The sequence below is a fragment of the Kiloniellales bacterium genome, assembly GCA_030064845.1.
Classification (GTDB): Bacteria; Pseudomonadota; Alphaproteobacteria; order Kiloniellales; family JAKSDN01; genus JASJEC01.
This window is the reverse complement of sequence record JASJEC010000002.1, coordinates 16,002-40,811: the sequence shown is the minus strand read 5'-3', so window position 1 is coordinate 40,811 and position 24,810 is coordinate 16,002. Positions and strand designations below refer to the sequence as shown.

Here is a 24,810-nt window from a genome sequence, read left to right as displayed (position 1 = left end):
CCCTCACCGGATCGGCTCGTGCACGGTGACCAGCTTGGTCCCGTCGGGAAAGGTCGCCTCGACCTGGACATCGTGGATCATCTCGGCCACGCCCTCCATGACCTGTTCACGGGTCAGGACCTTGCCGCCCGCGGCCATGAGGTCGGCCACCGATCGGCCGTCGCGGGCGCCTTCGACCACGAAGTCCGAGATCAAGGCGATCGCCTCCGGGTGGTTCAGCTTCACGCCGCGCTCGAGCCGCCGGCGCGCCACCATCGCCGCCATACTGATCAGCAGCTTGTCCTTTTCTCTCGGGGTCAAGTTCACGCTTTCCTCCCTCCCCTCTCGTTCAACAGGACCAGACCCGCGGCATGTCCGAGGTGCCCCTGAGGGCGGCCAGCGCGGCCGTAACCGCGCGCCTCAGCGCCGCCCCGCTGTCGGCCAGGACGCGGGTCACCACAACGGGGCCGAGGGCGCTCGAGGCCGCGCGCAGAGCCCCCTCCTCCGGCAAGTCTCGAAGCCGCGCGAGTCGGCCGGGCGCGTCCGGCCCGACATAGAGCAGAGTCGCCAGGGCTTTCGCCCCGTCGGCGACCGCCGGCCGCGCCAGACTTCCGGCGATCGGACCCTCGAGGCGAAAGGTGTCGGCGAAGAGCAGCCGGCCGGCGGAGCTGATCCGCCAGCTCTCGGTGATGGCGCCCTGGTTCACCTCCTCGCCCATGGCGTGGCGCCCGAAGACGAGACCCTCGCAGGCGATCAACTCGGCCGAGCCGTCGATCTCCACTTCGGTCGCGCGCCGCAGCTTCGCGCCGTCGAACAGGATCGTCTCCTGGGGCAGCCAGAGAGCTCGGGCCCGCGGGCCCACGGTCAGGGCCGTGTCGATCGCCGCCCAGTCCTGACGCGAGCGGTAGATCCGCTCGGCTGCCTGGGACGTCACCAACGCCTCGCTGTCCGCTTCCCAGGCGACCCGCTGGCGCAGCAGGTCGCCGTCGGTCAGGCCGCCCGCCGTGTTGATCAGAACCGCCTCCCGCGGGCGGCCCGGCTCCGGGGCGGGCAGCCGAAGCTTGGCGCAGCCGGCCTGATAGAGGTCGGCGACGGCCGTGCCCCGCGCGCCGCCGGCGAAGGCGACGGCGGCCTCGCCGCGCGCCCGTTCGAGACGGGGCGGCTTTGGAAACGGAATGACCCGGGCGCCGCTGTCCCGATCCGGCAATCCAGGCACCGCGCTGCTTCCCCTACTTTCCGGTCCGGCGCCTCAGCCACTCCAGGCAGGCCAGGATGAGCGTCGCCGAGGCTCCGAAGACGACAAGATGATAGGGGTCGGTGAGCAGATGCGACAGCCCGGACTGGTCCAGGCCGGCGACGTGCCCGCCGGGATGGGCGAACGCCCGCGGCGCCGCAAAGAGCAGGGCGCCGGTCAGTGCTGCGAGAAACGGCCGAATCGGCATGGCTTTTCTCCTTCTCCTTCAGTCTTCTTGGTTCATGGCTAGACCGTCAGCAGACCCTTGATCCGCGACTCGTCGGCCGCGGCCATGTCTCCCGACAGCACGATCGAGCCCCGGTCCATGACCGAGAAGCCGTCGGCCAGGTCGCGGGCGAAATCGAAGTACTGCTCGACCAGCAGGATCGCCAGCTCCCCCTTGGCGCGCAGATGGGCGATGACCGCCGCGATGTCCTTGATAATCGAGGGCTGAATGCCTTCCGTGGGCTCGTCGAGAATCAGCAGGCGGGGGCGGGTGACCAGGGCCCTGGCGATCGCCAGCTGCTGCTGCTGCCCGCCGGAGAGATCGCCGCCGCGGCGCGCCAGCATGGACTTCAGGACCGGAAAGAGCTCGAAGATCTCGTCCGGGATGGTCCGGCGCTCGCGGGGCAAGGGAGCGAAGCCGGTCTCGAGGTTCTCCCGGACGCTCAGCAGGGGAAAGATCTCGCGCCCCTGGGGCACGAAGGCGAGCCCGCGCCGCGCCCGCTCGGGCGGGCCGAGGCGGGAGATCTCCTCGCCTTCCCACTCGACCGCGCCCGCGGCGATGGGCAGGTGGCCGACGATGGCACGCAGCAGGCTGGTCTTGCCGACCCCGTTGCGGCCCAGGAGGCAGGTGACCCGGCCCGGCGGCACCTCGAGCGACACCCGGCGGAGCGCCTGGGCGGCGCCGTAGTAGAGGTCGAGGTCCCTGACCGCCAGCAATTCTCAGCGCCCCAGGTATACTTCGACGACCCGCGGGTCGGCGCTGACCGTCTCGAGCGGCCCCTCGGCCAGGACCGAACCCTCGTGGAGCACGGTGACCCTGACGCCGAGGTCGCGGACAAAGGCCATGTCGTGCTCGACCACGACCACCGAGTGGTCGACGGCGATATCCTTCAGCAGCGCCGCGGTCTCGGCGGTCTCGGCGTCGGTCATGCCGGCGGCCGGCTCGTCGACCAGCAGCAGCTTGGGGTTCTGCGCCAGCAGCATGCCGATCTCGAGCCACTGCTTCTGGCCGTGGGACAGGGTCGCGGCCAGGCTGTCGCGCTGCGCGGTCAGCTTGATCCGCTCGAGGATCGCCTCGCATCGTGCGCCGATCGCCGCGTCCCGGCGCCAGAACAGGCTGGCGCCGACCCGCCGGTCGCCGGCCAGGGCCAGCTCGATGTTGTCGGCCACCGTGTGGCCGTCGAACACCGTCGGCTTCTGGAACTTACGGCCGATGCCGAGCTCGGCGATCGCCGCCTCGTCGAGCCCGGTCAGGTCGACGGCCCCGTCGAACAGCACCGCGCCCTCGTCGGGCCGGGTCTTGCCGGTGATTACGTCCATCATGGTGGTCTTGCCGGCGCCGTTGGGGCCGATGATCGCCCGCATCTCGCCCGGCTCGATCACCAGCGAGAGCCCGTTCAGCGCCTTGAAGCCGTCGAAGCTGGCGGTGACGCCGTCGAGGTAGAGGATCGAATCGCTGACCGCGAGCGTCATGGCCCCTACTCCGCCGCCTCGGGTTCCGGCGCGAGCCTCCCGGCGGCGCGCCGGCGTTCGGCGAGGCGCCTGCTGATCTGGCTGAACAGGCCGACCACGCCCTTGGGCAGGAAAAGGGTGACGCCGATGAAGATCGCGCCGAGCGCGAAGAGCCAGACTTCCGGCAGCGCCCCGGTGAACCAGGTCTTGGCGAAGTTGACCAGCAGGGCGCCGATCACCGGCCCGACCAGGGTGCCGCGGCCGCCGACCGCGACCCAGACGACGACCTCGATCGAGTTGGCCGGCGCGAACTCGCTGGGATTGATGATCCCGACCTGGGGCACGTAGAGCGCCCCGGCGACACCGGCCAGGCAGGCCGAGAGCGTGAAGGCGAAGAGCTTGTAGGATTCGACCCGGTAGCCCAGGAAGCGCACCCGGCTTTCGGCGTCGCGGACCGCGACCAGGACTTTGCCAAAGCGCGAGGTCGTCAAGAGGCGGCAGAGGACGTAGCCCAGGGCGAGCGCCAGCGCCGAGGCGACGAAGAGCGCGGCGCGCGTGCCGTCCGCCTGCAGGTCGAAGCCGAGGATGTCCTTGAAGTCTGTCAGCCCGTTGTTGCCGCCGAAACCCATGTCGTTGCGGAAGAAGGCGAGCATGAGCGCGAAGGTCATCGCCTGGGTGATGATCGAGAGGTAGACGCCGGTGACCCGGCTCCGGAACGCGAACCAGCCGAACGCGAAGGCCAGCGCGCCGGGTACCAGCACGACCATGAGCAGGGCGAAAAGGAAGGAGTCGAAGCCGTACCAGTACCAGGGTAGCTCAGGCCAGTTGAGGAAGACCATGAAGTCGGGCAGCTCGGGATGGCTGTAGACCCCGCGGGTGCCGATCTGGCGCATGAGGTACATGCCCATGGCGTAGCCGCCGAGCGCGAAGAACGCGCCGTGGCCGAGCGAGAGGATGCCGCAGTAGCCCCAGATCAGGTCGACCGAGAGGGCGAGCAGCGCGTAGCAGAGATACTTGCCGAGCAGGGTGACGGTGAAGGCCGAGAGGTGCAGCGGGTGGTCGGCCGGCAGGGCCAGGTTGCCGAGCGGCACCAGGACCGCGGTGGCGAGCAGCAGTCCGAGAAAGATCGACGAGCGGCGGTCCCTGAGCGCGCCGAGGCGGTCGCCGGGCGCGGTCACGTCTCCACCGCCCGGCCCTTGAGCGCGAAGAGTCCGCGCGGCCGCTTCTGGATGAACAGGATGATGAAGACCAGCACCAGGATCTTGCCCAGCACGGCGCCGGCGTAGGGCTCGAGGAACTTGTTGGCGACGCCCAGGCTGAGCGCGCCGAGGAGCGTGCCCCAGAGATTGCCGACGCCGCCGAACACCACGACCATGAAGCTGTCGATGATGTAGCCCTGGCCGAGGTTGGGGCTGACGTTGTCGATTTGGCTGATCGCCACGCCGGCCAGCCCCGCGATGCCGGAGCCGAGGCCGAAGGTGAGCGCGTCGATGCGCCCGGTGCGGATTCCCATGGCGCCGGCCATCTCGCGGTTCTGGGTGACCGCGCGCATGTGCAGCCCGAAGGCGGTGCGGCGCAGCAGCACCAGCAGGAGCGCGAAGACCACCAGCGCGAAGACGATGATCGCCAGGCGGTTGTAGGTCAGCGCAAGGGGACCCAGCTCCACGGCGCCGGTCATCCACTCGGGCGTGCCGACCTCGCGGTTGGTCGGCCCGAAGATCGAGCGCACGGCCTGCTGCAGCACCAGCGACAGGCCCCAGGTGGCCAGCAGGGTTTCCAGCGGGCGGCCATAGAGGTAGCGGATGATGCCCCGCTCGATCCCGACGCCGATGGCGCCGGCGGTGAGGAAGGCGAGCGGCATGGCGATGAACAGCGAGGCGCCGAACAGCTCGGGCGCGGCCGTGCGGATCGTCTCCTGCACGACGAAGGTCACGTAGGCGCCAATCATGACCATCTCGCCGTGGGCCATGTTGATCACCCCCATGACCCCGAAGGTGATCGCCAGCCCGATCGCCGCCAGCAGCAGCACCGAGCCGAGGCTGAGGCCGTAGATCAGGTTCTGCACGGCGCCCCAGAGCTCGCGCTCGCGCTCGATCAGCGCGGCCGCCGCCGCGGCCGCCTCGGCGACCGGCCCCTTGGCGCCGCCAACGGCGGCCAGGAGCGAGAGCGCCGCGCGGTCGCCGCGCCGCTGCACCGTCTCGACGGCGGCCAGCTTCTCCGGCTCGGCGAAATCGCCGTTCAGCACGATGGCGGCGCGCGCCTCGGCCAGGCGTTGCTTCAGCTTGGGCAGAGATTCGCGGGCGATCGCCTCGTTCAGCGAGTCCAGCGCCCCGGGGTCCGCGCTCTTGAACACCGCGTCGGCGGCGGAGAGGCGCACCGCGGGGTCCGGACTAAGCAGCGTAAGCGCGCCGAGCGCGGCGCGGATCGCCCGACGCACCTTGTTGTTGACCTTGACCTTCTTGAGCGCGCCGGCGGCCGCCTCGCCCAGGGGATCGCCGGTCACCGCGTCTTCCAGGGCGTAGCTGCCGGCCGCCTCGCGACCGATCACCAGGCGCTTGTCCGCCTTGCGGCGGAACAGGAGACCATCGCCCAGTGCCTCGAGTACCGGCGCGGCGCGCGGCGCGCCGCTCGCCGCCAGGGCCTCCACCGCCTTGGCCTTCTTGTTGTAGCTCTTGGCGTCGAGCGCGCCGATCAGCTTCGCGTCGTCGGCCGCGGCGGGCGCGACGCAGCAGAACAGCAGCGCGAGCGAGAGCAGCAGGGGTCGCAGCATGGCATCTCCAAGCGGGGCTGGAGTAAGCGGTTGAAGCCCCGGCGGCCGGAGAACCAACCGCCGGGGCCTCTCAGGGGCCTAGCCAGCTACCCCGATTCGCCACCGCACTTGCCTGTCGCGACATTGAAGTTGCCGCAGGACATGGGCTTGCGCCAATCGGAGATCAGGTCCTTCGACCCGGGCAGGTAGTCCGACCACGCGTCGCCGACCGCAGTTCCGGTCGTCTCCCAGACCACGTCGAACTGGCCGTCCTTCTGGATCTCACCGATCAGTACCGGCTTGGTGATGTGATGGTTCGGCATCATGGTGGCGTAGCCGCCGGTCAGGTTCGGCACCGCGACGCCGATGATCGCCTCGCCGACCGCGTCGGGATCGGTCGTACCGGCCTTCTCGACCGCCTTCACCCACATGTTGAAGCCGAGATAGTGGGCCTCCATGGGGTCGTTGGTGACGCGCTTGTCGTCCTTGATGAAGGCCTTCCACTTGGCGACAAAGTCCTCGTTGATCGGCGCGTCGACGCTCTGGAAATAGTTCCAGGCGGCCAAGTGCCCGACCAGCGGCAGAGTGTCGATGCCGGCCAGCTCCTCCTCGCCGACCGAGAAGGCGACAACCGGGATGTCCTCGGCCTTGATGCCCTGGTTGGCCAGCTCCTTGTAGAACGGCACGTTGGCGTCGCCGTTGATGGTCGAGACCACGGCGGTCTTCTTGCCCGCCGAGCCGAAGTCCTTGATCTCCGAAACGATGGTCTGCCAGTCGGCGTGGCCGAAGGGCGTGTAGTTGATCAGGATGTCTTCCTCGGCCACCCCCTTGGCCTTGAGGTAGGCCTCGAGGATCTTGTTGGTCGTGCGCGGGTAGACGTAGTCGGTGCCGGCCAGGACCCAGCGCTCGACCTCTTCCTCCTCCATCAGGTAGTCGACCGCGGGGATCGCCTGCTGATTGGGCGCGGCGCCGGTGTAGAAGACGTTCTTGGAGCTCTCCTCGCCCTCGTACTGCACCGGATAGAACAAGAGGCCGTTCAGCTCCTCGAAGACCGGCAGGACCGACTTGCGCGACACGCTGGTCCAGCAGCCGAATACGGCGGCGACCTTCTCCTGAGAGATCAGCTCGCGCGCCTTCTCGGCGAAGAGCGGCCAGTTCGACGCCGGATCGACGACCACCGGCTCCAGCTTCTTGCCGAGCAGACCGCCCTTGGCGTTCTGCTCCTCGATCAGCATCAGCATCACGTCTTTCAGCGTGGTCTCGGAGATCGCCATGGTCCCGGAGAGGGAATGCAAGATCCCGACTTTGATCGTCTCCTCGGCTTTAGCGGGAAGCGAGAAGGCGGAGAACGCCAATGCGGCGCCGAGCGCGAGCGATCGCGCACCGCGGGCAGAAGTTCCAAGAAGCTGCATCTAAGGCCTCCAAAGCGCGTAATTGTCGTTGCCATGTTGCATCGCAAAACGCATGCCAAGCGCGCTCCCGGCCGGCTCGGAACCGGCAAGCCGCTGTCACGCGGGGAAAATTCCCTGAGAGCCGTGGTTTTCACGGTGCGCGGCGCGCAACCGCACCTGCTCAATAATTGTGCGGCGCACACTGTCCTGACGTGCAATTAGGCATCGAAACCCGGCCGAGGGCTCGCACCGGCGGCACGGGGCCGCTGCCGCACGCGTTACGGCGCCGGTGCACGGCGCGCCTTGGAAGACGCCGAAAGCGGAGGCAAGATAGCCGCCGCTGGGCCAGAGGCCGGGTCGCCGGGACCGGCCGGATACGGGAGGAACAAATGAAGTCTCAATACCGCGTGGTCGTAATCGGCGGCGGCGTCGTCGGCGCCTCCGTGCTCTATCATCTGGCCAAGTTCGGCTGGCAGGACGTCGCACTGATCGAGCGCTCGGTGCTGACGGCCGGCTCGTCCTGGCATGCGGCCGGCGGCGTCCACGCGCTCAACGCCGATCCCAACATGGCGGCCCTGCAGGCCTACACGATCGATCTCCTGGCCGAGATCGAGAAGGAGTCGGGTCAGGATATCGGCCTCCACATGACCGGCGGCATCACGGTCGCCTCGGCGCCGGCGCGCTGGGAGTGGCTGCAGTCGGCCTACCGGATCTTCCAGACCATCGGCATCGAGGACTGCCACCTGATGACGCCCGATGAGATCAAGGAACGCTGCCCGATCATGAACACCGAGGGCGTGATCGGCGGCCTCTGGGCGGACCGCGAGGGCTACGTCGACACCACCGGCACGGTCCAGGCCTACGCCCGCGCGGCCAAGATGCGCGGCGCCGAGGTGATCGAGCACAACAAGGTCGAGGAACTGAACCAGCGGCCTGACGGCACCTGGGACGTGGTCACCGAGAAGGGCACGGTCCACGCCGAGCACGTGGTCAACGCCGGCGGACTCTGGGCCAAGCAGGTCGGCCGCATGGCCGGGCTGGAGCTGCCGGTATCGCCGCTGGCGCACCACTACTTCGTCACCGAGCAGATCCCGGAGGTCGCCGCGCTCGATTTCGAGGTGCCGATGACGGTGGACCTGGAAGGCTTCACCTACATGCGCCAGGACCAGAACGGCGTCTTGATCGGCATCTACGAGATCAACCACCAGCACTGGCAGATCGACGGCGCCCCCTGGGACTACGGCATCGAGCTGCTGCAGGAGGATATCGACCGCATCGAGAACGAGCTGACCATGGCCTTCGAGCGCTATCCGGTGCTCGAGCAGGTCGGCGTGCGCAACTGGGTCAACGGCGCCTTCACCTTCTCGCCCGACGGCAACCCCCTGGTCGGCCCGGTGCGCGGCGTCAGGAACTACTGGCTGGCCTGCGGCGTCATGGCGGGCTTCCTGCAAGGCGGCGGCGTCGGCAAGACCCTGGCCGAATGGATGATCCACGGCGAGACCGAGGCCGACGCTTGGCCCATGGACATCGCCCGCTACGGCGACTTCGCCTCGAACCGCGAGTACATCAAGCAGACCACCGGCCAGTTCTATTCGCGCCGCTTCGTCATGACCTATCCGAACGAGCAGCTGCCGGCCGGCAGGCCGCTGAGGAAAACGCCGGCCTTCGAGGGAATGGACCGCAGCGGCGCCCTGTGGGGCGTCAGCTGGGGACTCGAGGTGCCGCTGGTCTTCGCGCCCGAGGGCTTCTGCGAGACGCCGACGCTAAAGCGGTCCAACGCCTTCCCGCTGGTCGCCGAGGAATGCGCGGCGGTGCGCGAGGGGGTCGGCATGGTCGATATCTCCGGCTTCTCGCGCTACGAGGTGACCGGCCCCAACGCGGAGGCCTGGCTCGAGCGGCTCATGGCGACACGCCTGCCCAAGGCCGGGCGGGCACGCCTGGCGGTGATGCTGGCGCCGAGCGGCCGGCTCAAGGGCGACCTGACCCTGTTCAACTGGGGCGACGGTACCTGGTGGATCATGGGCAGCTATTACCTGCGCGAGTGGCACATGCGCTGGTTCCACGACCACCTCGAGGACGGCGTCCAGGTGCGCGACATCTCCGACGGCGTGGTCGGCTTCGGCCTGACCGGGCCCAAGGCGCGCGACGTCCTGCAGCCGCTGACCCATCAGGACATCGGCCCCGAGGCCATGCCCTTCCTGGCCTGCCGCCAGATCGACATCGGCCTGATCCGGGCCCGGGTCGGTCGGCTCTCGGTCTGCGGCGAGCTTGGCTACGAGATCAACTGCTCGCCGGTGGAGCACATCACCCTGCGCAACATCCTGCTGGAGGCCGGCAAGGACCACGGCCTGCGCGAGTTCGGCTTCTACGCCATGAACTCCCTGCGCCTGGAGAAGAGCTTCGGCATCTGGAACGCCGAGTTCATGCAGGCCTACACCCCCGGCATGACCCGCATGGACCGCTGGATCGACTTCGCCAAGTCGGACTTCGTCGGCAAGGCGGCGGCCCAGAAGGAGAAGGAGCAGAACACCGCGCCGCAGAAGCTGGTCACGCTCGAAGTCGACGCCAAGGACGCCGACGCCTCGGGCTACGAGCCGGTCTGGCGCGGCGGCAAGCGGGTCGGCTACATCACCTCTGGCGGCTACGGCCACCACCTGGGCAAGAGCCTCGCCATGGCGCTGGTCGACGTGGAGCACTCCGAGGCCGACTCGGGGCTGACGGCGCACATCGTCGGCGTCGAGCGCGGCGTCCAGATCATCCCAGACAGCCCCTACGACCCGAAGGGCGAAAGGATGCGCCTGTAAGCGCGGATCCGGCTGGGCGGGCGGCTACCGCGTCAGCGGCTTGTACTTGATGCGGTGCGGCCGGTCGGCCTCGGCGCCGAGGCGGCGCTTCTTGTCGGCCTCGTAGTCGTCGTAGTTGCCCTCGAACCAGACCACCTGGCTGTCGCCCTCGAAGGCCAGGATGTGGGTTGCCAGGCGGTCGAGGAACCAGCGGTCGTGGCTGGTGATCAGGACACAGCCGCCGAAATTGAGCAGGGCGTCCTCCAGTGACCGCAAGGTGTCGACGTCGAGGTCGTTGGTCGGCTCGTCGAGCAGCAGCACGTTGGCGCCGGACTTGAGCATCTTGGCCAGGTGCACCCGGTTGCGCTCGCCGCCCGAGAGCTGGCCGACCTTCTTCTGCTGGTCCGGGCCGCGGAAGTTGAAGGCCGCGACGTAGGCGCGCGACTGCACAGTCTTCTTGCCCAGCTCGATGGTGTCGTTGCCACCGGAGATGTCCTCCCACACGGTCTTGTCGGCGGCCAGTTCATCGCGCGACTGGTCGACGTAGCCAAGGACCACGGAGTCGCCGATCTTGAGCGCGCCGTCGTCGGGCTGCTCCTGATCCACGATCATGCGGAACAGCGTGGTCTTGCCGGCGCCGTTCGGCCCGATGATGCCGACGATGGCGCCGCGCGGCACTTTGAAGTTCAGGTCCTCGACCAGCAGGCGGTCGCCGAAGGCCTTCTTCAGGTGGTCGGCCTCGATGACCAGGTCGCCCAGGCGCGGTCCCGCCGGGATGACGATGCGCCCGGCCTCGGGGGCGCGGTCCTTGTCCTCGGCCAACAGGTTCTCGTAGGCCGTGATGCGCGCCTTGGACTTGGCCTGGCGCGCCCGGGGCGACTGGCGGATCCACTCCAGCTCGCGGGACAGCACCCGCTGGCGGGCGGATTCCTGCTTCTCCTCCTGGGCCAGGCGCTTGCCCTTCTGCTCCAGCCAGGAGGAGTAGTTGCCCTCGAAGGGGATGCCCTGGCCGCGGTCCAGCTCGAGGATCCAGCCGGCCACGTTATCGAGGAAGTAGCGGTCGTGGGTCACCGCCACGACGGTGCCGGCGTAGTCCTCCAGGTGCCGCTCCAGCCAGGCCACCGACTCCGCGTCGAGGTGGTTCGTCGGCTCGTCGAGCAGCAGCAGGTCGGGCTTCTGCAGCAACAGGCGGCAGAGCGCGACGCGGCGGCGCTCGCCGCCCGAGAGCTTGGTCACATCGGCGTCGCCCGGCGGGCAGCGCAGGGCGTCCATGGCGATCTCGACGTGGCGGTCCAGGTCCCAGGCGTCGGCCGCGTCGATCTTCTCCTGCAGTTCGGCCTGCTCGGCGATCAGCGCGTCCATCTCGTCAGGATCGACCTCGGCGAACTTGGCGCTGACCTCCTCGAAGCGGTCGAGCAGGGCCTTGGTCTCGGCCAGGCCCTCCATGACGTTGCCGGCGACATCCTTGTCGGGGTTGAGCTCCGGTTCCTGGGGCAGGTAGCCGACCGTGGCCCCCTCCGCCGACCAGGCCTCGCCGGTGAACTCGGTCTCCAGGCCGGCCATGATCTTGAGCAGCGTCGACTTGCCGGCGCCGTTCAGGCCGAGCACGCCGATCTTGGCCCCGGGAAAGAAGGACAGCCAGATGTCCTTGAGGACCTGGCGGCCGCCCGGGTAGGTCTTGCCCAGACCCTTCATGACATAGATGTACTGGTAGGAGGCCATGCCTCGCTCCTTCGATGTCGCGCTCGCCGGAAAGTGCAGCAGCGTCTAGTGGGTCGCGCGGCGCGGGTCAAGTAAGAGCGACCGCGCCCAGCAGATCAAAGGTTCCGCGCAAGAAGCGGATAGGCGCTGCGGTCGCGCCAACCTATCGTGCGTCCAGAACTTCGGGGACCGGCATGAACACCAAGGAATGGCTGCTGTTGATCACCCTGGCCCTGATCTGGGGCGGGTCGTTCTTTTTCGCCGAGGTGGCGCTGCGCGACCTGGGGCCGCTGACCGTGGTGCTGGGGCGGGTCGGCCTCGCCGCGCTCGCCCTGATCGGCTTCGTCTATGCCACGGGCAAGCGCATGCCGGGATCGTGGAGGATCTGGGCGGCCTTCCTAGCCATGGGCGCTCTGAACAACGTCATCCCCTTCTCGCTGATTGTCTGGGGCCAGGTTCACATCACCGGCGGCCTGGCCTCGATCCTCAACGCCACCACGCCGCTCTTCACCGTGCTGCTTGCGCATTTCCTGACCCGGGACGAGCGGATCACGGCCGGCAAGCTGACCGGGGTCGGCCTGGGCGTGGTCGGGGTCGCGGTCTTGATCGGGCCCGAGGCCCTGGCTGGGCTCGGCGCCGGCGGCTGGGCCCAGCTCGCCATCCTCGGCGCCGCCGTCTCCTATTCCTTCGCCGCGATCTTCGGCCGGCGCTTCCGCTCCCTGCCGCCGGCGGTCACCGCCGCCGGACAGGTCACCGCCTCGACGCTCTTCATGCTGCCGCTGGCGCTGACCATCGAGCGGCCCTGGGAGGCCACGCCCGATGCCTGGACCTGGAGCGCCGTACTGGCCATCGCCCTGCTCTCGACGGCGCTGGCCTACATCATCTACTTCCGGATCCTCTCGACCGCCAGGGCGACCAACCTGATGCTGGTGACCCTGCTGGTGCCGGTCAGCGCCATCCTGCTCGGCACGCTGATCCTCGGCGAGGCCTTCGGCTGGCAGAGCGCCCTGGGCATGGGCCTGATCGGCCTGGGACTGGTCGCGGTCGACGGCCGGCTGCCGGCGCGGCTCTGGCGGCTTACCAGCCGGCCTCAGCCTGGGCCTGGATGATCCGCTTGGCCGTCCGGGCGAAGGCCAGCGCCTCGCCGAGGGTGGTGACGCCCCGGTCGGCGAGGCGCGGCAGCAGGCGGGTAAAGACCTCGGCCGTGACCAGCGCGTCGCCCAGCGCCGTGTGGCGGCCCTGGATCTCGACACCGAGCATCTCGGCAAGCCCCTCGAGCGAGGCCTTCGGGATATTCGAATAGAGCGCTTCGGCCAGCATGAGGGTGCAGATCGAGAAGGGCTCGGGCCATTCCAGGCCGCTGCGCGCGCACTCCTGCTGCAGGACGGCGAGGTCGAAGTCGATGTGGTGGCCGACCACGACCGTGCCGGCCAGGAGCCCGCCGAAATCCCGGTAAACCTCCGGGAACAGCGGCGCTTCGGCCACCATCTCGTCGGTGATGCCGTGGATCGCCGTCGACTTCGGCGGAATGGCAGTCCCCGGATTGACCAGGCGGTCGAACGAGGCCGCGCGATAGATGCGCGCCCCGGCGAGACGCACGGCCCCGATCGAGATCACCCGGTCGTTCTCCACGTCCAGGCCGGTGGTCTCCGTGTCCAGGACGAGGAAGGGCATCGAGGCCAGCGGCGTGTCCTTGTCGAACGCGGCGAGCGGCGGCGGCGCGTCGTGCAGCGCCAGATCGGCGTCCAGTTCCGCCCGGAACTCGACTTCCTCGTGGGGGATGGTGATCACCGCCCCGCCGTGGTCCGCCAGCACGGCGACCTTGGCGGTCAGCTGGTGATCCTCGAGCGTACCGATCATGGCATCGACCGGACGCCCCGCCCCCTCGGCCCGCTTGATGGCCTGGCGCAGGCTGGTGCGGCTGAGCACCGCATAGGCCGAGGTGCCGACCGCCACACGGTCGGCACCGAGCAGGGTCTTGGCGGCGTGGTTGACCAGGCTGACCTGTCCGGCCTCGGTGATCACCAGCATGGCCTCGGGCACCGAGGCGAGCACCGCCTGGATGCGCTGGTCGGGCAGCGCCTGCTCCGCCGCCTGGCGGCCTGCCCAGGCCTGGAGCGCGGCGTGCAGATCCGCGACCTCGGGATCGGTCTCCTCGCTCGGCACGGGTAACCGCGCCGAAGGATCGTGGGCCAGCGCCAGAACCGACCCGCGCAGACGCTCCAGGGCGTTGAAATGCCGGCCCAGCGAGAGGCCGGCATAGGCCAGGAGGCCGATCACCAGGAGCACGGCGAGCGCAGCCGAGAGCAGGCGCCATTGATCCGCCATGAGGTCGCCGGCCAGCACCAGGCCGGACAGCACCAGTATGGCGACGGCCTCGACGACCAGAACCAGAGCCAGCCGCGACTTCGAGGTCACTCTCAAGCGCATGACGTCCACGGTATTCGTCCGTCCACCCGAGCCTCCAGACCCCAAGGTAGAGCGATCCCTCCCCGATTCGTTGATTTGACGCAAAGCCACCCAGGAAGCCCTCGGTTGGCTGTACAGGCGCATCGGAGCGGGACCGCCGCCTTAGGGGTAATGAACTCTAAAGCATTTCTCGCTTATTTCTTAATGCCGAATAACAAAGGCCCAACACTTTGGCAGCCTTGGGTCGAACAGGCCCGGCCAGGTTCCCGCCGTGTCCGGACCTCCCGCGCTGCCGTCAAGGGCCCTGGAGAGTCGAGCGGAGTCTTGTCCATGTCCTACCTGGATCAGATCGAAGACGTCCGGCAGGGCTATCTGCAGCGCTTCGATACGGCCAACGCCGAGAAGCGGGACGAGTACGACAAGTCCAGTCCCGAGTTCCTGATTCAGGTCCCCGGCAAGTCCAAGCTCCTGGGCGGCCTGTACCGCTTCGACATCGCCGGCCTGCTAGACGGCAACGTCAAGATCAGCGACACCCACGGGAATGCGGCCGACCTCAGCTTCACCATGGAGGGGCTGAGCGGGACGCCGATCATCTTCCGGGCCTTCGCCTGGAACTGCGCCATCTTCAGGACCCCGGGCCTGATGATGCCGCAGTTCGAGATCGAGTCCTGGTTCGAGCGCTGGATCGGCGCCGAAGAGGTGACGGCCCAGACACCGAAGTCGATCCAGGACATGAGCGCCTGGTTCGACCGCCGCGACGACACCGGCGCCGAGCACCGCGGGTTCATTCACGGTGTCAGCCGCACGTCGGACGACCAGATCGTCGTCGACTTCGGGACGGCCTCGCTCTCCGCCTTCGACGAGCTGCTGCTGATCCTGGAGAGCGCCGGCGCCCCCGAGATGGAGATCGACGCCGGTATCGACGTGCCCCTCTTCGACGAGGTCGTCGCCATCCTGCAGCGGGACAGCCTCGGCGGAGCGGTCGCCGAGAGCCAGGAGCCGCCGGCGCCCGAGCCCGCCCCCAGCCCCGAACCGGCGCCGAGTGCCGAACCGGCGGCGGACCGACCCAGGATCGAGGGCGCCGAGGCCTTCTTCACCTGGTTCGCCGAGAACGGCGTGCGTCTGGCGGCGCTGGCCGATCGCCAACCCGGCGAGAGCGCCGAGACCGACGAGACGGAGGAGACGGAGCCGAGCGGCGGCGGCCTGCCTGAGGTCGCACGCGAGATCTCTGCCGAGCTTGCCAAGGTCGACGACGGCCTTGACTGCGAGGTCCGGCCCGGCGAGCAGAGGCGCTTCGCCCTGGTGTTCAGCCCGAAGCGGCAGGCGGCCCTGGTGCCCGTCGCGCTCGGGCTGGCGGAGCAGGCGCCGGACCTGACCGACTGGGAGTTCCACGCCTTCCGCGCTCCCCGGCCGCTCAACGAGCCGCTCGAGGTCTGGATCCCGGCCGAAGGATCGATCGGCGACAGGATGGAGAGCCTCCGGGTCGATCCCCAGGCGATCCAGCTGTCGCTCCAGCCCAAGGTCTGCCGGCTGGACTTCGCGCTCTATCTTGGCGACTTGGCGTTGGGTGCCGAGTCCCGGATCGGCCACGTGGCGCCCCAGCTGCTCGAGGCGGCGCTCGGCGAGCGCGGGTTCATCGAAGGCGTCGCGGGGGTCACGGTCGGCATCTATCCCGACGACGCCGTCGAGGCCTTTACCCTGGACCAGGCCTCGAGCCAGTTCGCCAAGCATTCCGCGAGCCTGCGCATGGCATTCCGCAAGCTCATCGAGGGAACCGCGGAGACCGCCGTGGCCACCTGCCTCGAACGGCTCGACGACGACCTCGAGGCGCTGGAGAGGACCCTTACCGAGTTCGGACCCTACGAGCCGATAAAGCTCTCGCTGTCGTTCTGGGGCAGCAGCCGCGACCAGAAGTCCAGCATGGAGAACGCCTTCCCCGATTTCGAGGTCTGGGCCGCGCCGGCGGTCTCCCTGGTCGGCCAGGGCTTCGAGTTCGAAGCCGAGGGTGTCTGCCCGGTGAGCGGGGGCGACTTGAGCAAGTGGCTGGCTGAGCGCGCTCTGGCGCTGTTCGACGAGGGTCTGGTCCTGATGCGGCTGGCCGAGCAGGAGATCGCGCCGCTCGGCATGGAGCAGCTGATCGACTCGCGCGCCACGTCGCTGATGAGCGAGGGTCAGTGGGCCGACGCCGCCACCATGCTGCGGCCTCTGCTGGCGCGCATCGGCGAGGCCGAAGAGGGACGCATCCACGCCAAGGCGGGCCTCTGCTACCTGCGGGCCGGTCACGCGCAGCCGGCGATACCGCTGCTCCAGGCGGCGCTGGAGATGATCACGGACACGGACCTGATGGGCCAGGTGCACAACTACCTGGGCATCGCCCTGCAGGAGGTCGGCGACATCGAAGACGCCTACCTGCAGTTCCAGAAGTCCGTCGCGCTCGACCCGACGATCGGCGCCCGCCACTACAACCTGGGTCAGTACTACGCCCTGCTCGGCGATCCGGAGCAGGCGAGCAAGCACCTGCGCGAGGCGATCGAGCGCGATCCCGGCATGCTGACCCTGCTGCTCGAGGACGAAGACCTCGAGCCGTTCCGCAAGACTTCCTGGTTCCGAAAGCTGAAGAAGATAAAGGTCGCCAAAGCGCGAAACCGCGGCGGCAAGAGCCGCGACAAGGAACGCTCGGGGCGCGGCCTCGGGCGGATCTTCGGCCGCCTGAAGAAGAGCGCCTGAGGTTCACGGCGGAGGGCCGGAAGCCTTGCGCCCGCAGGGCATCCCTGTTCCCCTTCTTCCATGCGCAAGCCGAAATCGATGCGCGGCCTGGAGGAATTGGGCCGCGCGCGCCTGAGCCGAAACTTCTTCCTGCGTGATTTTCTCTATTCCGAGATCGCCAACTTCTACGGTGTTCCCAACATACCCGAAGACCCGGACGCGGCGGTCGCCGCCGGCCGGCGACTCTGCGAGGAGCTGCTGGAACCCCTGCAAGCGACCTTCGGCCGTCTCGCCATCCGCTCCGGCTACCGTTCAGCCCGGGTCACCGCCTTCGGCAACGACCGCGGCCACGGTGCCCGGGTCGCGCTCAATGCCGGCTACCACATCTGGGACCTGCCGGACCGCAAGGGGCGGGCCGGCGCCGCCGCCTGCATCGTGATCCCCTGGTTCGCCGACCGCTACGCGGCGGGCGCGGACTGGCGCGCGCTGGCCTGGTGGATCCACGACCACCTGCCCTATGCGCACATGCAGTTCTTTCCCAAGCTCGCCGCCTTCAACCTGCTGTGGCGCGAAGAGCCATCGCGGCGTATCGACAGCTTTATCGAGCCGAAGGGCTGCCTGACCCGCCGCGGCATGGCCAACAACGAGGGCAGCCACGCCGCGTGGTACGAGGGTTTCCCCGAGCTGGCGAAGGTCTAGAGAAAGTAGGTCGGACCGACCGGTCCTCTGGCGCTAAGCCGCGCTGTTGATCTCGCCGCCGGCGCCAATCGAGACCCAGGCGCCGGTCTCCAGGGAGCGCAGCTCTTCCGGCTGGATTTCCAGGATCGGTACCTGGCGGCCGTAGAGATGCTGGACCACCAGCGCGGCGGCGACCGGCGCAGTGTCGGCCTCGCCCAGGACCAGGGCGGCCGGGCCGTGGCCGTTCTTGAAGGCCTCGGCTAGGGAGCCGGCCGAGCCCGAAGAGCCGCGCAGCGCGGGCATGGCCAAGACCTTGTCCGCGACGGACTCGCCCGCCTGGGGGTGACGCTTGTCGATGATCAGCCCGGTCGCCGGGTCGAGCCCGCCCCAGAAGCTGAGCGCCTCGCTGAGCACGAGCACGGGGCCCTGCGCCGCGCCGTCGAACAATACCTTCGCCTTGAGCTTCATCGCTTACCTGCGTCCAGCCCGCGCCAGGTCTCGTCCCGGCGCACAACGCGGCCCTCGACGGCCGAGGCGACACATTCGGGCAAAGATCCGAATACTACCTTAACGCCGAGATTCCCCGGCGCGTAGTAGGCCCACTTGGCGGAGGGGGTCATCACCAGCTCGCCGCAGCCCTCGATCAGGGGCAGGAAGTAGGTGCAGGTGTCGACCACCAGGGTGGCGCCGGCGGCCTCGAGGCTTGCCTGCCAGCCCCGCGCGGCGACCTGCTCCAGGACGTGGCGGCTGGTCGCGACGTAGAGCCGGATTTCCGGATGGACCCGGCGGCCGGCCAGCAGGCCGACCAGACGCTCGAACTCGGTGAGCGAGAAGTGCGGCGTGCCGAGGCAGACCGCACTCGGCCGCCCCTCGGCGGCGGTCGACAGCGCGTCGCGCGCCGCCAGCAGCATCTCGCCGGTGACCGCGATGCGCGTTTCCGGCTCACCACCCCGGCAGGCGGCCTCGAGATCCGGCGCCTCGGGCGTGACGCCAAGGACGTGAAACAGCTTGACCGCGCCGGAAGCGGCCGCGGCCGCGCCCAGTGCCTTGAGCTGATCCTCGCTCGCGTCCGGCGGCAACCCCTGAATGATCGGCACCTTGCGGCCCGTCATGCGCCCGACCAGGTAGCCGAGCACGTGATAAAGCACGTCGGACTCGAGCAGCGAGTCGGGCAGAGCGGGCAGCGTGAACAAGACCTGCCCCTGGCGGTTCTCCACGAGGTGCAGGCCGGCGAGAGGCACGCGGCCGGTGACCGCGGCGCAGATGTCGAGGAAATCGCCGTACTTCTCCGCCCGGGCGCCGAGCACCGAGTTGGTGAAGGCGACCGAGTTGGACTCCGATTCCACGACCTGATCGCCCGGGCCCGGCCGGCCGTCGAGCTGATAGGGCGCGCAGGTCCAGGTCAGCCGGCAGCCCAGCTGCTCGTAACAGGCCATCAGGCGCCTGGCGTCAGCGACCGCTTCCGGGTCGCGCGCCTCGGGCCGTAGCTCCGGGTGCAGCAGGTCGATCGAGCCGACGTTCAGCGTCGTCGGCACCGCGACCCGGGCGCCCGCCGAGACCAGGAACTCCGCGAAGTCGAGGTTGACCGACCCGGAATAGAAGCAGCTGGCGACGTGGGCGGAACGGATGTCGATCAGCCGCGCCGCACCGACCACCTGCCCGGCCCGCACCACCATATCGAGGGCGAAGCGCCTCGCCGGCCCCTGGTCGCCAGCCAGCATCGCGCGGTCTTCGGCGGTCAGCTCCATCGGCTCAGTCCGGCTCGGTGACCACCACGATGTTGCCGACATGGGCCTTGGAAATGAAGGCTTCCTGGGCCGCGCGCAGCTCCGCCAGGGGGAAGGACTTGGCCAGCAACGGCTGGATCTGCCCCGACTGGATATAGCCCACCAGATTGGGGAAGACCGCGCGGTCGTTGACCGTCGAGCCGTAGAGCGTCAGATCCTGAAGGTAGAGCGTGCGCAGGTCGAGCTCCGCGATCGGGCCACCGATCGCCCCGGCCGTGACATAGCGGCCGCCCGGCTTCAGCGCGTGGATCAGGGCCTTGAAGCCCTCGCCGCCGACCACGTCGGCCGCCAGGTCGAGCGGACGGCCGTCCAGCGCCTCGGCGATGGCCGCACCCAGGTCTTCCCGCTCGCGCGGAATGAAGCCGGCGGCGCCCAGCTGGCGGACCTGGGCTTCCTTGGCCGCCCCGGCGACGGCGATGATATGGGCCTTGCGGATCCTGCAGAGCTGGATCAGCGCCGATCCGACCCCGCCGGAGGCCCCGGTGACCAGCACGGTCTCGCCCTCGCGCATCCCGGCGCGCACCAGCATGTTCTCCGCGGTCGAGTAGGAGCAGGGAAAGGTCGCCAGCTCGGCGTCGCTCAGACCGCTCGAGACCGGGAAGGCGTTGATCGCCGGCGCCACGGTGTAGTCGGCATAGCCGCCCCAGCACTCGCTGCCGAAAAAGCGCGCCTTGGCGATGGATTCCGGATCGGCGGGATCGCGCAGCCAGCCGTCGACCATGATCCGCTCGCCGATCCGGGAGTCGGGGACGCCGGGCCCGACGTCGGCGATCCTGCCGACCGCGTCGGCCCCCTGGACGTGGGGGAAGGTGATCCCGCCGGCGGACCAGGTCGCCGACTCGGCGGTGATCTCGGCGAAGCCCTCGCGCCCCCCCTCGGCCGTCGTGCCCTCGGTCACCAGCTTGCTGTACCAGCCGGTGCGGGTGTTGATGTCGGTGTTGTTGAGGCCGCAGGCGCCGACCCGGATCAAGACTTCGCCGGGTCCGGGCTTGGGCGTCTTCACGTCGGTCCTATACGCCAGCTTGTCGAGCCCGCCGTAGCCGGTCAGCACCACGGCCCGCATGGTGGCGGGAATCTTTTCAGCCATCAGAGCATCCCCCTCGCCCGCGCCGGCCCTAGGGCCTGTTGACACTCACGGCGCGCTCCTGGCGGGAGCGGATTTGCGCCGGGGCCAGGAGCGGGAGGCGCCGTGGGGTTGGGCCCCACGAGGCCTTCCGCGACGCCGCCCCGGCGCAAATGCGCCCCGTCCCGAAGGGATCCGGCGAAATCGGCCTCCTGCCGCGTTGCTTGTCGTCGAATATGCTCGGCATGTCCTTCCTCCTCGCGCCTAACAGCAGGCCGATTTCACTCGGACCAGGAGCGCGCCGTGAGTGTCAACAGGCCCTAGAGCGGATCATGTTTAGATGGAACCACTTCGTGGTTTCCAACTAAACATGTGAATCCGCTCTACATCCAATGTTTAGAGCAGATTCACCGGGTTTGATGCATCGCCTCCTGCGATTCAGTCAAACCCGGATCTGCTCTAGGGCGGCCGACCCTTACTTTCCGGTCATGCCACAGATCTCTTGAAATTGGAATCGTTCCCGGGTTCAGATCAAAATCTTCGATACCTGGATCGCCGGTGCGGCCGTGAACATCGATCACATCAGAACATTCCTCGAGGTCGCGGCCACGGGAAACTTCAACCGCGCCGCCGAGAGCCTCAACGTCACCCAGTCGACGGTCAGCGCCCGCATCCGGGTGCTCGAAGAGCAGCTCGACCGGCGGCTGTTCGCGCGCAACCGCTACGGCGTGACCCTGACACCGGCCGGGCAGCACTTCCGCCACCACGCCGAGATCTCGGTGCGCGCCTGGCTGCGCGCCAAGCAGGAGGTCGCCCTGCCCGACGACGTGACCGGCGTGCTGGGCATCGGCGCCTCGGTCACGGTCTACGACCGCCTTTTCCCCGACTGGCTGTCCAAGGTGCGCGCGAAGGCGCCGACCGTGGCGCTGCGCATAGAGATCGACTTCTCCCAGGGCCTCAACCGGCGCCTGGCCGACGGCGCGATCGACGTCGCCGTGATGTATCAGCCGCGCACCGCGCCGGGCATCCGCATCGAGAAGCTGTTCGAGGACGACCTGGTCCTGATCGCTTCCGAGGATCGGGAAACGGCGCCCGAAGGCCGCAGCGACTACGTCCACGTCGACTGGGGCTTCGACTTCAACAGTGCCTACAGCGAAGCGTTCCCGGACACCGACGGGCCGGCGGTTTCTGTCGGCATGGAGGACATCGCCCTCAACCACATCCTCCGGCACGGCGGGGCGGCCTATCTCTCGCTGCGCAGCACCGAGCCCTTCCTGGAGCAGCGCCGCCTCTTCAAAGTGCGCGGCGCGCCGGCCTTCAAGCGGCCGACCTATGTCGCCTATACCGAGGACTCCACCGACGGCGCGCTTCTGGATCTGGCCATGGCGGAGCTGCGCGCGATCGTCGCCGCCGGGCCGCAGGCGACCTAGCGGCTGGCGCGGACTAGCGTCCGGCCGCTTCCGGCGTAGACAAGCTCTCCGGCAGGCCCTCTGACCAGCGCCGGAGCGCGTCGAGGAACTCGAGCGCGGTCCGACCGAAGGGCGTGATCCGGTACTCCACGGCCACGGGCGAGGTGTCGAGCACCTGCCGTTCGACCAGGCCCTGCCCTTCAAGCTGGCGCAGGCGTTCCGTGATCATCTTCTTGCTGGCCCCGCCGACCATGCGCGCGAGGTCGTTGAAGCGCACCGGCTCGTCCTTCAGGTGCCAGAGGATCGAGCCGGTCCACTTGCCGCCGAGAATGCGCATGCCGCGCTCTATGGCGCAGGGTTCGGCGCAGGCCTCGTGGACGGTCTTTCGCCCCTTGGGATCGCTCTCGATCCGAGCTTCCATGACAAATCTCCAGGTTACCAAAAGTAAACTAGTTGATTTCCTTTCCCAGGTCCATCACCTCCTGGCCAGCGGCCGACCATCGCGGCCACTTCCGCAACCGAACAGACACGAGAGGGCGCCCGACATGAGAAAGGTCCACATCTTTGAGGGCCACCAGACCTATCCCTTCGCCGAGGGCAGGCTGTACGCCGCTGCCCATCTCGACGCCCATTTCCCGCCGGTTGACAAGGAGACCGACGATGTCGCGGCCTGACATCCACCTCTACACCGCCTCCACCATGAACGGCTGGAAGCCGACGATCTTCCTGGAGGAGGCCGGGGTCGACTACGAGCTGACCTTCATCGACTTCGCCAAGCAGGAGCAGAAGTCGGACTGGTACATGAAGCTCAACCCGAACGGCCGAATCCCGACCATCGTGGACCGCGGCAACGACGACTTCGTCGTCTTCGAGTCCGGCGCCATCCTCTGGTACCTGGCGGAGAGGTACGGCCGCTTCCTGTCCGACGATCCCAAGCTGCGCTCCGAGACCCTGCAGTGGCTCATGTTCCAGATGGGAGGCATCGGCCCGATGATGGGCCAGGCGATGTACTTCCAGCGTATCGCCGCGCCCAACGGGCACGAGGAGCCCTTCTCCATCAAGCGCTACGTGGACGAGTCCCGGCGCCTCCTCGAGGTGCTGAACAGCCGTCTTGCCGGCCGCGCCTACCTGGTCGGCGACGCCTACTCGATCGCGGACATCGCGACCTATCCCTGGGCGCGCGCCTATCCCTGGGCCCGGGTCTCGGTCGACGGCCTCGACCACCTGAAGGCCTGGTTCGACCGCATCAACGCCCGTCCGGCCGTGCAACGGGCCTTGCAGAAACCCAAGGCCGTCCCGGCCTTCTGGGGCAAGGCGGACGAGGCCGAATTCCTCGCGGAGAACGCCGCGCGCTTCGCTAGCGACGTGAAAGCAAATTGAACGGAAAGGAGAGGGAAATGAGCGGGAACGTCTACACCATCGCGGTCCTCAAGGCTAAACCGGGGAAGGCGGATGCGCTGATCTCGGTGCTCGAGAAGCTGGCCGCCGAGACCCGCAAGGAGGCGGGCGCCCAGGAGTACGGCTTCATCCGAGATCAGAAGAGCCCCGAGGTCGTCCTGTCCTACGAGAAGTGGCAGGACGCCGAGGCCGAATCCGCGCACTGGCAAACGCCGCACCTCGCCGCCGCCATCGAGCGGTTCAAGGACCTGCTGGACGGCGAGCCCGTGGTCCACAAGGGCAGCAAGATCATCTGACACACCAAGGTCGGGAGACGCAAACCATGAGCAAGACCATCCTCATCACCGGCGCGGGCTCCGGCCTGGGCAAGGGCACCGCCCTGGGCCTGGCCCGGAATCGCCACACGGTGATCGCCACCGTCGAGATCTGGCCCCAGGCCAGCGAGCTGATGGCGGCCGCCAAGGAAGAGGGCCTTCGACTGGAGGTCACCAAGCTGGACCTGCTGAACAAGGGCGACCACGAAGCGGCGTTCCGCCGCTACGCGGACCGGCTGGACATTCTGGTCAACAACGCGGCCACCGGCGAAACCGGCCCCATCGCCGAGGTTCCAGTCGACCGCATACGCCGCGAGTTCGACGTGAACGTCTTCGGCACTCTTGAGTTCGCGCAACCCTTCGCCCGGCTTTTCGCGGAGAAGGGCATGGGCAAGATCATCTTCACTTCCTCGATCGCCGGCTTCACGACCTTTCCCTTCCTCGGCCCCTACGTCGCCTCGAAGCACGCCCTCGAAGCCGTCGTCCAGATGATGCAGCAGGAGATGGAGGGCACCGGCGTCCAGATCGCGACCATCAACCCGGGACCCTTCCGGACCGGCTTCAACGACCGCATGTACGACACGCTGGACCAGTGGTACGACCCGGCCAGCAACTTCACGGCCGAACAGCCGATCCGCGACGCCCAGGCGCTGTTCGACGGCGACCAGCTGCAGCTCGATCCGCAGGACATGATAGACTTCATGGTCGATCTGATCCCGCAGGAGCATCACAAGTTCCGCAACGTGTTTCCGGAGCGCTTCGTCGAGGACGTGAAGCGGTACCAGACCGGCCTGTGGAAGAAGGAAGTCTAGAACCGAAGCGGACAGCGGCCCGATCAAGGAAAGAACGAACAGGGAGGCGACCTTGCCCGAGACGACCACAGCCCGGCTCCGCATCGACATCGTGTCCGATGTCGTCTGCCCCTGGTGCATCATCGGCTACAAGCAGCTCGAGCGGGCCCTCGACCGGACCGGCACCGCGGCCGAGGTGCACTGGCATCCCTTCGAGCTGAATCCGGGGATGGCGCCCGACGGGGAGAACCTGCGCGAACACCTCGCCGCCAAGTACGGCACGACCCCGGAAGGCAGCCGCGCCGCCCGCACCCGCCTGACCGCGCTCGGCGCCGAGTTGGGCTTCACCTTCAACTACGCCGACGACATGCGGATGTACAACACCTTCCGGGCCCACCAGCTGCTGCACTGGGCCGGGGCGCAGGGCCATCAGCACCGGCTCAAGATGGCGCTGTTTGGCAGTTTCTTCACCGAGCGGCGCGACCTCAACGACCCGCAGGTGCTGGCCGATGCCGCCGCCCGGGTCGGCCTCGACCGGGACGAGGCCCTGGCGGTCCTGGCCGACGGCCGCTTCGCGGACGCCGTGCGCGAAGAGGAGCGCTTCTGGACGGCGCGCGGCGTCACCGGCGTGCCGGCCGTGGTCTTTGACCGGCGCCATCTCCTGGTCGGCGCCCAGGGCGTGGAGAACTACACGCGGGTTCTGGAGGCGCTCGCGGCGGAACGGGCGGCCTGAACCGCGGG

General features: G+C 68.4%; 24 protein-coding genes. 10 read left to right on the top strand and 14 right to left on the bottom strand.

What is annotated here, in order from left to right:
• Positions 1–3 precede the first annotated feature (3 nt).
• The 8 genes from QNJ67_01100 to urtA all read right to left on the bottom strand — a co-directional run bounded on the left by QNJ67_01100 (position 4) and on the right by urtA (position 7,051).
• Entirely contained in the window at positions 4–306 is a 303-nt protein-coding gene (locus tag QNJ67_01100) for an urease subunit gamma (protein MDJ0607547.1), read from the bottom strand.
• Positions 307–328: 22 nt separating this feature from the next.
• Complete coding sequence (locus QNJ67_01095; protein MDJ0607546.1) at positions 329–1,195, bottom strand: urease accessory protein UreD; 867 nt, start codon at positions 1,193–1,195, stop codon at positions 329–331.
• 13 nt (positions 1,196–1,208) lie between these two features.
• Positions 1,209–1,421 (bottom strand): hypothetical protein, encoded by a 213-nt coding sequence (locus tag QNJ67_01090; GenBank protein MDJ0607545.1) that lies wholly within the window; start codon positions 1,419–1,421, stop codon positions 1,209–1,211.
• Positions 1,422–1,459: 38 nt separating this feature from the next.
• A complete protein-coding gene (gene urtE / locus QNJ67_01085; protein MDJ0607544.1) occupies positions 1,460–2,155 on the bottom strand; it encodes an urea ABC transporter ATP-binding subunit UrtE in 696 nt (231 codons plus the stop codon).
• Positions 2,156–2,158: 3 nt separating this feature from the next.
• Complete coding sequence (gene urtD, locus QNJ67_01080) at positions 2,159–2,911, bottom strand: urea ABC transporter ATP-binding protein UrtD (GenBank protein ID MDJ0607543.1); 753 nt, start codon at positions 2,909–2,911, stop codon at positions 2,159–2,161.
• Between the two features lie 5 nt (positions 2,912–2,916).
• Positions 2,917–4,068, bottom strand: coding sequence for an urea ABC transporter permease subunit UrtC (urtC, locus tag QNJ67_01075; protein ID MDJ0607542.1), 1,152 nt, complete (start codon positions 4,066–4,068; stop codon positions 2,917–2,919).
• Positions 4,065–5,660: an urea ABC transporter permease subunit UrtB gene (gene urtB / locus QNJ67_01070; GenBank protein ID MDJ0607541.1), complete on the bottom strand. Its 1,596-nt coding sequence runs from the start codon at positions 5,658–5,660 to the stop codon at positions 4,065–4,067. Before urtB ends, urtC begins: the two co-directional genes overlap by 4 nt.
• Before the next feature lie 86 nt (positions 5,661–5,746).
• Positions 5,747–7,051, bottom strand: a complete 1,305-nt coding sequence (urtA, locus tag QNJ67_01065; GenBank protein MDJ0607540.1) for an urea ABC transporter substrate-binding protein — start codon at positions 7,049–7,051, stop codon at positions 5,747–5,749.
• 368 nt (positions 7,052–7,419) lie between these two features.
• Between urtA and QNJ67_01060 the strand changes: the two genes are divergently transcribed.
• Positions 7,420–9,834 carry an FAD-dependent oxidoreductase gene (locus QNJ67_01060; protein ID MDJ0607539.1) on the top strand — a complete coding sequence of 805 codons (2,415 nt, stop codon included), beginning with the start codon at positions 7,420–7,422 and terminating at the stop codon, positions 9,832–9,834.
• A 24-nt stretch (positions 9,835–9,858) separates the two neighbouring features.
• Here QNJ67_01060 and ettA read toward each other — a convergent pair whose 3' ends face one another.
• Positions 9,859–11,535 carry an energy-dependent translational throttle protein EttA gene (ettA, locus tag QNJ67_01055; protein MDJ0607538.1) on the bottom strand — a complete coding sequence of 559 codons (1,677 nt, stop codon included), beginning with the start codon at positions 11,533–11,535 and terminating at the stop codon, positions 9,859–9,861.
• Positions 11,536–11,708: 173 nt separating this feature from the next.
• Between ettA and QNJ67_01050 the strand changes: the two genes are divergently transcribed.
• Complete coding sequence (locus QNJ67_01050) at positions 11,709–12,623, top strand: DMT family transporter (GenBank protein ID MDJ0607537.1); 915 nt, start codon at positions 11,709–11,711, stop codon at positions 12,621–12,623.
• Here the strand turns inward: QNJ67_01050 and QNJ67_01045 are convergent.
• Positions 12,592–13,944, bottom strand: a complete 1,353-nt coding sequence (locus QNJ67_01045) for an exonuclease domain-containing protein (protein ID MDJ0607536.1) — start codon at positions 13,942–13,944, stop codon at positions 12,592–12,594. The genes QNJ67_01050 and QNJ67_01045 overlap by 32 nt on opposite strands.
• Positions 13,945–14,253: 309 nt before the next feature.
• Between QNJ67_01045 and QNJ67_01040 the strand changes: the two genes are divergently transcribed.
• Positions 14,254–16,650, top strand: a complete 2,397-nt coding sequence (locus tag QNJ67_01040) for a tetratricopeptide repeat protein (protein ID MDJ0607535.1) — start codon at positions 14,254–14,256, stop codon at positions 16,648–16,650.
• Positions 16,651–16,728: 78 nt separating this feature from the next.
• The gene (locus tag QNJ67_01035) at positions 16,729–17,328 is read left to right on the top strand and encodes a hypothetical protein (GenBank protein MDJ0607534.1); all 600 of its coding nucleotides are present in this window, start codon (positions 16,729–16,731) and stop codon (positions 17,326–17,328) included.
• 33 nt (positions 17,329–17,361) lie between these two features.
• Here QNJ67_01035 and QNJ67_01030 read toward each other — a convergent pair whose 3' ends face one another.
• From QNJ67_01030 to QNJ67_01020, 3 genes are read right to left on the bottom strand one after another with little or no spacing between them, the layout of a single operon-like run.
• Positions 17,362–17,775 carry a DUF126 domain-containing protein gene (locus QNJ67_01030; GenBank protein ID MDJ0607533.1) on the bottom strand — a complete coding sequence of 138 codons (414 nt, stop codon included), beginning with the start codon at positions 17,773–17,775 and terminating at the stop codon, positions 17,362–17,364.
• Positions 17,772–19,055, bottom strand: a complete 1,284-nt coding sequence (locus tag QNJ67_01025; GenBank protein MDJ0607532.1) for an aconitase X catalytic domain-containing protein — start codon at positions 19,053–19,055, stop codon at positions 17,772–17,774. Before QNJ67_01025 ends, QNJ67_01030 begins: the two co-directional genes overlap by 4 nt.
• 4 nt (positions 19,056–19,059) lie before the next feature.
• Positions 19,060–20,181, bottom strand: a complete 1,122-nt coding sequence (locus tag QNJ67_01020; GenBank protein MDJ0607531.1) for an alcohol dehydrogenase family protein — start codon at positions 20,179–20,181, stop codon at positions 19,060–19,062.
• A 542-nt stretch (positions 20,182–20,723) separates the two neighbouring features.
• Here QNJ67_01020 and QNJ67_01015 point away from each other — a divergent pair.
• On the top strand, positions 20,724–21,587 hold the full coding sequence (locus QNJ67_01015) for a LysR family transcriptional regulator (GenBank protein MDJ0607530.1): 864 nt from the start codon (positions 20,724–20,726) through the stop codon (positions 21,585–21,587).
• A 13-nt stretch (positions 21,588–21,600) separates the two neighbouring features.
• On the opposite strand, the gene QNJ67_01010 is transcribed toward QNJ67_01015, so the two are convergent.
• Positions 21,601–21,987 (bottom strand): helix-turn-helix domain-containing protein, encoded by a 387-nt coding sequence (locus QNJ67_01010; protein ID MDJ0607529.1) that lies wholly within the window; start codon positions 21,985–21,987, stop codon positions 21,601–21,603.
• A gap of 124 nt (positions 21,988–22,111) precedes the next feature.
• Here QNJ67_01010 and QNJ67_01005 point away from each other — a divergent pair, with 124 nt between their 5' ends.
• From QNJ67_01005 to QNJ67_00985, 5 genes are read left to right on the top strand one after another with little or no spacing between them, the layout of a single operon-like run.
• The gene (locus QNJ67_01005) at positions 22,112–22,240 is read left to right on the top strand and encodes a hypothetical protein (GenBank protein MDJ0607528.1); all 129 of its coding nucleotides are present in this window, start codon (positions 22,112–22,114) and stop codon (positions 22,238–22,240) included.
• Positions 22,227–22,946 (top strand): glutathione binding-like protein, encoded by a 720-nt coding sequence (locus tag QNJ67_01000; protein MDJ0607527.1) that lies wholly within the window; start codon positions 22,227–22,229, stop codon positions 22,944–22,946. The genes QNJ67_01005 and QNJ67_01000 overlap by 14 nt, the downstream gene beginning before the upstream one ends.
• Positions 22,947–22,963: 17 nt before the next feature.
• Positions 22,964–23,260, top strand: a complete 297-nt coding sequence (locus QNJ67_00995) for a putative quinol monooxygenase (GenBank protein ID MDJ0607526.1) — start codon at positions 22,964–22,966, stop codon at positions 23,258–23,260.
• A gap of 26 nt (positions 23,261–23,286) precedes the next feature.
• Complete coding sequence (locus QNJ67_00990; GenBank protein MDJ0607525.1) at positions 23,287–24,090, top strand: SDR family oxidoreductase; 804 nt, start codon at positions 23,287–23,289, stop codon at positions 24,088–24,090.
• A gap of 52 nt (positions 24,091–24,142) precedes the next feature.
• Positions 24,143–24,802 carry a DsbA family oxidoreductase gene (locus QNJ67_00985; protein ID MDJ0607524.1) on the top strand — a complete coding sequence of 220 codons (660 nt, stop codon included), beginning with the start codon at positions 24,143–24,145 and terminating at the stop codon, positions 24,800–24,802.
• Positions 24,803–24,810: the final 8 nt, after the last annotated feature.

What these genes read in the sequence shown, in the direction of transcription:
- QNJ67_01090 (MDJ0607545.1), bottom strand. Translation starts at nt 1,421, where the DNA reads ATGCCGATTCGGCCGTTTCTCGCAGCACTGACCGGCGCCCTGCTCTTT.
- urtD (MDJ0607543.1), bottom strand. Translation starts at nt 2,911, where the DNA reads ATGACGCTCGCGGTCAGCGATTCGATCCTCTACCTCGACGGCGTCACC.
- urtB (MDJ0607541.1), bottom strand. Translation starts at nt 5,660, where the DNA reads ATGCTGCGACCCCTGCTGCTCTCGCTCGCGCTGCTGTTCTGCTGCGTC.
- urtA (MDJ0607540.1), bottom strand. Translation starts at nt 7,051, where the DNA reads ATGCAGCTTCTTGGAACTTCTGCCCGCGGTGCGCGATCGCTCGCGCTC.
- QNJ67_01060 (MDJ0607539.1), top strand. Translation starts at nt 7,420, where the DNA reads ATGAAGTCTCAATACCGCGTGGTCGTAATCGGCGGCGGCGTCGTCGGC.
- ettA (MDJ0607538.1), bottom strand. Translation starts at nt 11,535, where the DNA reads ATGGCCTCCTACCAGTACATCTATGTCATGAAGGGTCTGGGCAAGACC.
- QNJ67_01050 (MDJ0607537.1), top strand. Translation starts at nt 11,709, where the DNA reads ATGAACACCAAGGAATGGCTGCTGTTGATCACCCTGGCCCTGATCTGG.
- QNJ67_01045 (MDJ0607536.1), bottom strand. Translation starts at nt 13,944, where the DNA reads ATGCGCTTGAGAGTGACCTCGAAGTCGCGGCTGGCTCTGGTTCTGGTC.
- QNJ67_01040 (MDJ0607535.1), top strand. Translation starts at nt 14,254, where the DNA reads ATGTCCTACCTGGATCAGATCGAAGACGTCCGGCAGGGCTATCTGCAG.
- QNJ67_01035 (MDJ0607534.1), top strand. Translation starts at nt 16,729, where the DNA reads ATGCGCGGCCTGGAGGAATTGGGCCGCGCGCGCCTGAGCCGAAACTTC.
- QNJ67_01030 (MDJ0607533.1), bottom strand. Translation starts at nt 17,775, where the DNA reads ATGAAGCTCAAGGCGAAGGTATTGTTCGACGGCGCGGCGCAGGGCCCC.
- QNJ67_01025 (MDJ0607532.1), bottom strand. Translation starts at nt 19,055, where the DNA reads ATGGAGCTGACCGCCGAAGACCGCGCGATGCTGGCTGGCGACCAGGGG.
- QNJ67_01020 (MDJ0607531.1), bottom strand. Translation starts at nt 20,181, where the DNA reads ATGGCTGAAAAGATTCCCGCCACCATGCGGGCCGTGGTGCTGACCGGC.
- QNJ67_01010 (MDJ0607529.1), bottom strand. Translation starts at nt 21,987, where the DNA reads ATGGAAGCTCGGATCGAGAGCGATCCCAAGGGGCGAAAGACCGTCCAC.
- QNJ67_01005 (MDJ0607528.1), top strand. Translation starts at nt 22,112, where the DNA reads ATGAGAAAGGTCCACATCTTTGAGGGCCACCAGACCTATCCCTTCGCC.
- QNJ67_01000 (MDJ0607527.1), top strand. Translation starts at nt 22,227, where the DNA reads ATGTCGCGGCCTGACATCCACCTCTACACCGCCTCCACCATGAACGGC.
- QNJ67_00995 (MDJ0607526.1), top strand. Translation starts at nt 22,964, where the DNA reads ATGAGCGGGAACGTCTACACCATCGCGGTCCTCAAGGCTAAACCGGGG.
- QNJ67_00990 (MDJ0607525.1), top strand. Translation starts at nt 23,287, where the DNA reads ATGAGCAAGACCATCCTCATCACCGGCGCGGGCTCCGGCCTGGGCAAG.